Raw genomic sequence first — 3,336 nt, 5'->3', positions numbered from 1 at the left:
TTCTACGGTTTCCCGCTCACGTTTCTTTCGGATCTCTCGACCCGTTCCAAAACTTGAGCCTACACCACTCAACTTTAATTCGCAAGTTATTATTCCCGAAATCGCAAAAAATCTTGAGCGCACCCCACTCAACTTTTCAAATCAGCCCCATTCCGCCAACCCAACTCGCCCAATCCATCCAACCCAACTCACCCAGCCCAAGCCAACTCACCCAGCCCAACTCACCCAGCCCAAGCCAACTCACCCAGCCCAACTCGCCGTCGATCCAATCGCCCCCATTCTGCCAAACCGACGCTCAGCGACCCCTCACCGTCGGTTTGGCAGAATGCATGAGACGAAACCGCCGATGCTGGAAGCCCCAACAAGAGGCATCCAGCACCGGCGGTTCCGTCATTCACCAATTCAGCGATTCAGCGATTCAGCGATTGTCAATGATTCGGCGATTGCCCAGTCGGCAAATCAACGGCAGAGCCAGACGATCAAAGACCGAGCATCATCCGCCCGATCATTCAGCGGCCGTTTTTGGCGTCGCTCGCAGTTTTGGCGGTCTTGACGAGCATCGCGATAGCGACCAGCATGGCGATTGCGGCGGCCACGGCCAGCACCGTGGTGCCGGTTTCGCCGAGCGCGCCGAACGGGCCGACGGGCTTCGCGTTGTTGCCGACCTTGCCGGAAGCGATCACGCCGTTCTTGCCAGCGTCCTTGCCGGCATCGCCCTTGGAGGCGGAGTCGGCGGCGGGAGCCTGGAAGTCGACGGTGACGGTCTTGCCGGACTGACGGCCGGTGATGGTGAGCGTGTATTCAGCGCCTTCCGTGACGCCGTCAAGCACGATCGGCGTGGTTTGCGCGGTCTTGACGCGCACACCGGACAGCGGAGTGGAGGAATCGGAAGCGGCCACGGTGGCGCCGTTCTTATCCTTCAGCTCGTAGGAGAGCACCGCGTCGCCGTTGAAGCCGTCAATGTTGGCCACATACGCGCCGTTGTCGGTGGCAACCTTCACCTCGGCATCGGCGGACAGCGCGTTCTGCGCATCGGTGGTGGTGGCTAGACCCAGCGCACCGGCGATCGTGTAGAAGTTGTCGGTCTGGTCGGTCAGTCCGGTGACGCGCTGCGCGCCCGGGCCGGATGCGGCGATGCGCAGCTGGGTGCCGGTATGTTCCATGTCGCCGCCGTTATAGCCGCCGTCGGCGTCACGGAAATCGTCCTGCGCGGTGCCGTAGGAGACGACCATGTTGGTGCCGTCGGCGGTCTTGAGCACGGTGGACAGCGCGTAGGCCGGCTGCGCGTTGAGGATCTGGGAAGTGTGGGCATGGTCGGCGGTGACGATCACGAGCGTATTGTTCAGGTCGACGTTCTGCAGCGCGTAGGCGATGGCTTGGTCGAAGTCGTCGGTCTCGCCGATCTGGCCGCAGGCGTTGCCGGCATGGTCCTGCTTGTCGATGGACGCACCCTCGACCTGCAGGAAGTAGCCGTTCTTCTGGCCGTTCGGATTGGCATCCAGCAGTTCAAGGGCCTTCTTGGTCATGTCCTTGAGCGACGACCCCTGGTTGCCGAGCCAGTCAGCGTTCGGGGCGCACACGGTCGGATTGGCATCCTTGGCCGGATCCTTGGCGGTGGCCTTGGACGGATTGAACTTGGTCGGCATGTTGCCGTCGCTCATCAGGGCGAGCACCGGCTGGTTGTCCTTGTACTGCAGGGCGTTCATGGCTGCCGGGTCGTTTTCAACGGTCTGGAAGCCCATTTCCTTGGCCTGTTCCCACACGGTCTTGCCCTTGTACTCGCCGCCCTGCACTGTCTGGCGGAAGTACTTGGAACCGCCGCCGATGGTCACGTCGGCGCGAGTGTCGAGCAGCTGTTCGGAGATGGAGCCGATGCCGCCGTTCTCCTTGAGCTGGTTGGCCAGGCAACGCTTCAGCGCATCGTTGGAGCTGCCGTCGGTCTTACCTTGCGGACCATAGCAGGCGCGTTCGGACGAGTGCGATTCGAGTACGGCCGGGGTGGCGTCTTGGATTTCGGCGGTGGTCACGTTGCCGGTGGCCTTGCCGGCCGCCTTGGCCAGTTCGAAGAGGTTGAGCTGCGGGTTGCCGTACACGTCGACATCCACGGCGTTGTTGTAGGTCTTGGTGCCGGTGGCCCAGGAGGAGCCGGAGGCGGAGGAGTCGGTGACGGCGGTGATTTTGCCCGGATTCGGGTTGGCGGCGAGTTTGCCGTTGCCGTCCTTGCCGACGGCGCTGTCCTTGCTGCCGTTGCCCAGCGAGAAGGTGGTGTATTGGCCGGTGCCGGCTTTGACGTCACCGAGCGCGCCCGGCTGGCCGACCGCGTCGAGGCCGTCGAAGTGGCCGTTGGCTCCCTTGAGATAGTCACGGGCGACGGTGATTTCGGAATCGCCCATGCCGTCGCCAAGGAAGAGGATGACATTCTTTGCTTTTTCGTTGCCGATTGAGGCGATGCGCTGTGCGCCGCCATGCTTGGCGAGTTCGGCGACGGTTTTGCCGTTGGGGCTGTAGGTGGTGTCGGCCGCGAGCGCCGGTGCGGCGAGCGCTCCGAGCGTGGCGGCGGAGGCGAGCGCCGCGATGGCACCCGTGAGAGCCTTGTGCTTGCTCATGGTTCTTCTTTCTTCTGTGCGCGTGTGCGCCTTTTTTGCACGGGTCCTTCCCATGCCTTGTGTTGGATCTTGCGATGCCAACACACACGCTATGGCGTGTGGAAGTACGGGAGAGGACCCGCAGAAGAAATCGAAATGAAACCAATGTGTCTTTGCAGTGAACGCGTCGGTCCAATCGCGCCCATTCCACCAAACCGACGCCCAGCACATCCCCACCGTCGGTTTCGCAGCACACATTCTGCCAAACCGACATTCAGCAGCCTCACCATCGGTTTTATCGCACCCATTCCGCAAAAACGACGGTGAGAGCTGGCTAAGCGTCGGTTTGGCGGAATGTATGAGACGAAACCGCCGGTGCCGGAAGCCCCACACAAGAGGCATCCAGCACCGGCGGTCCATTGGCCCAGCGCTCAGCTTCTGAGCAGCACTTCCTCCAGAGCGGACACCACCGATTCGGGCAGGTCCACGTCAAGGAAGTCGCCGTCGAATCGCGGTTTCTTGTTCAGTGCCGCGAACGATCCGATGGCACGCACGCCTTCCTCGCGGATCGCGTTCAGCGCCTTTTCCTTGGCGAAGAATTGGATTTGCGCGTGCAGCAGAATGTCGTAGCAGTCACGTTCCACCGGATTTTCGGCGATTTCAAGACCGTCCGCGAATGCGATGCGCAGCGATTGGTCGGTCGGCACGTCGCGTACGGTGACGGTGAGGCTCATGGTCGCCTCATCATAGG

At 62.0% G+C, this 3,336-nt stretch carries 1 protein-coding gene and 1 pseudogene; both read right to left on the bottom strand.

Features of this window, described 5'->3' with window-relative positions:
* Positions 1-509: 509 nt before the first annotated feature.
* On the bottom strand, positions 510-2,606 hold the full coding sequence (gene phoA, locus ACR0P8_RS09055; protein WP_432624751.1) for an alkaline phosphatase: 2,097 nt from the start codon (positions 2,604-2,606) through the stop codon (positions 510-512).
* A 410-nt stretch (positions 2,607-3,016) separates the two neighbouring features.
* Positions 3,017-3,336 (bottom strand): annotated as a pseudogene (locus tag ACR0P8_RS09050) (alpha-glucosidase); the annotation flags it as partial.

The sequence above is a fragment of the Bifidobacterium sp. genome (genome assembly GCF_050874245.1).
GTDB lineage: Bacteria > Actinomycetota > Actinomycetes > Actinomycetales > Bifidobacteriaceae > Bifidobacterium.
Note: the sequence above shows the minus strand (reverse complement) of the source record. Positions and strands in the feature narration are given on the sequence as shown.

Excerpts from the sequence above, each read along its gene's own strand:
- phoA (WP_432624751.1), bottom strand. The coding sequence starts at position 2,606 with ATGAGCAAGCACAAGGCTCTCACGGGTGCCATCGCGGCGCTCGCCTCC.